The sequence below is a fragment of the Empedobacter falsenii genome, assembly GCF_019308355.1.
In the GTDB taxonomy this organism is placed as follows: domain Bacteria; phylum Bacteroidota; class Bacteroidia; order Flavobacteriales; family Weeksellaceae; genus Empedobacter; species Empedobacter falsenii_B.
This window is the reverse complement of sequence record NZ_JAAGKM010000093.1, coordinates 1-1,577: the sequence shown is the minus strand read 5'-3', so window position 1 is coordinate 1,577 and position 1,577 is coordinate 1. Positions and strand designations below refer to the sequence as shown.

Sequence of the window (1,577 nt, the reverse complement as noted above, 5' to 3'; positions counted from 1 at the left end):
ATTGTTACAAAATACGTTTGGCAATAAAGTCGAAAGGTAAAGGTAAAAGCGGCGGAGCAAGAGTAATAACGCATCTTTTTATTGAAAATGAAACGATTTATCTACTTTCTCTTTACGATAAAAGCGAACAAGATTCTATCTCCGATAAAGAAATTAAAGCTTTACTAAAACTTATAAAATAACAAAAGGCAAACGTTAGTTTGCCTTTTGTGCTATTGTGAATTAATATATTATATAATAACAACACATTTGGAACACTACCCTATTTCTTTATAGTTTATAAAAAAATGATTTTTCATAAATATATTTATTCTTCTGTTTTTTATATATTTTTAATTCTTCACTTTTTTTTTCTTTGAAAACAGAATCTCCTATTTCTAAATAATGTGAATATCTATTTTCAAAATATTCGTCATCTGTAAAATATTTATTCTTATCATAATAATAGTGATTTCCTCCTCTTCCTTCTTTTATTTGAAAAATAATTCCTGCAATATTTTCCTCTTCATTATTAAAATAACGATCTATAGTAAATATTGAAAGTATAATACTAGAAATTAGAAAAAATGATATAGTCGTCTTTTTCATTTATTATTTTTTTAAAGCATCAGAATAATTTATTTTCCCAGTTCCTGTATGGATATTTAACCAATTATAATTAACAGATCCTTTGATATTTGCTGCTGTAGCTCCAACTTCTAAACCTAATCCTACCCCTGCGTTCACTTGATGCCACCCATATTTACCATCATTAGAGTATGAATAGCCAATATCTCCTCCTACAATTATTTTTCCACCAATACTAACTCCATATTCTGGACCAGGTAATGAAGATGCTCTTACATCATTAACTCCTCCTGAGTGCCTTGCTTTTGAAAAAGTTAAATCTACTGAACCGTTTACACCATCAGCTATATTTGCTGAAGTATTGATTCCTAGATAGGGGAAAAATGATTTGTCGGAACCTGTAGTTATCCAATCAAAACTTATTGAAAAAGATGATCCAACAACTGCTGTACCATCAACACCTATAGAAAAACCAAATTTATCTCCTGTAAGATTTCTTCTTAAGTCACTATTCCACGCATAGCTAGCACCACTTTCTGTAGTAGCGTTACCTATTAATACTTCTTGAGAATAAGTTTCTGTTGTAGTATCATAAACTTGCGAAGTATCTCCCACAATATTAACATATGAATTATCAATATTATTAGCATATTTCAAATAAATACCAGAAGTATCAATCCACAAATTACCATTAAAATCTCTTGGCGGTTCCGCCATCATCCCATCAGGATCTATAAAGAAAACAGGATTATTAAAAGCGTAGTTGTAAGGCGAGTGTCGTCTCATTTTCTCCGCCAGCGGGTCAACATTGAACCAACGTCCAATTGCAGGGTCGTAGTTTCTTGCGCCGTAGTCGTATAAGTTGATGTCTAAGTCTGTTTGAAGTTCTTTGCCGTTGTATTTGTATTCCTACACCCCTATATACTTCAAATTTTCAACACTACTTCAGTTTTAATGAACGCCTCATTATTCATTCAAATATAATGATTTTCAATTGAAAAAAAAGATTT

3 protein-coding genes are annotated in these 1,577 nt (G+C 30.8%); 1 reads left to right on the top strand and 2 read right to left on the bottom strand.

Annotated features, from left to right (window positions below):
- On the top strand, positions 1–182 hold a 182-nt coding region (locus tag G0Q09_RS14850), incomplete at its 5' end, for a type II toxin-antitoxin system RelE/ParE family toxin (RefSeq protein ID WP_219035469.1).
- 88 nt (positions 183–270) lie between these two features.
- Here the strand turns inward: G0Q09_RS14850 and G0Q09_RS14845 are convergent.
- Together G0Q09_RS14845 and G0Q09_RS14840 are read right to left on the bottom strand one after the other, a co-directional pair.
- Entirely contained in the window at positions 271–588 is a 318-nt protein-coding gene (locus tag G0Q09_RS14845) for a hypothetical protein (protein ID WP_068597388.1), read from the bottom strand.
- A 3-nt stretch (positions 589–591) separates the two neighbouring features.
- Complete coding sequence (locus tag G0Q09_RS14840; protein ID WP_371875750.1) at positions 592–1,434, bottom strand: RHS repeat-associated core domain-containing protein; 843 nt, start codon at positions 1,432–1,434, stop codon at positions 592–594.
- Positions 1,435–1,577: the final 143 nt, after the last annotated feature.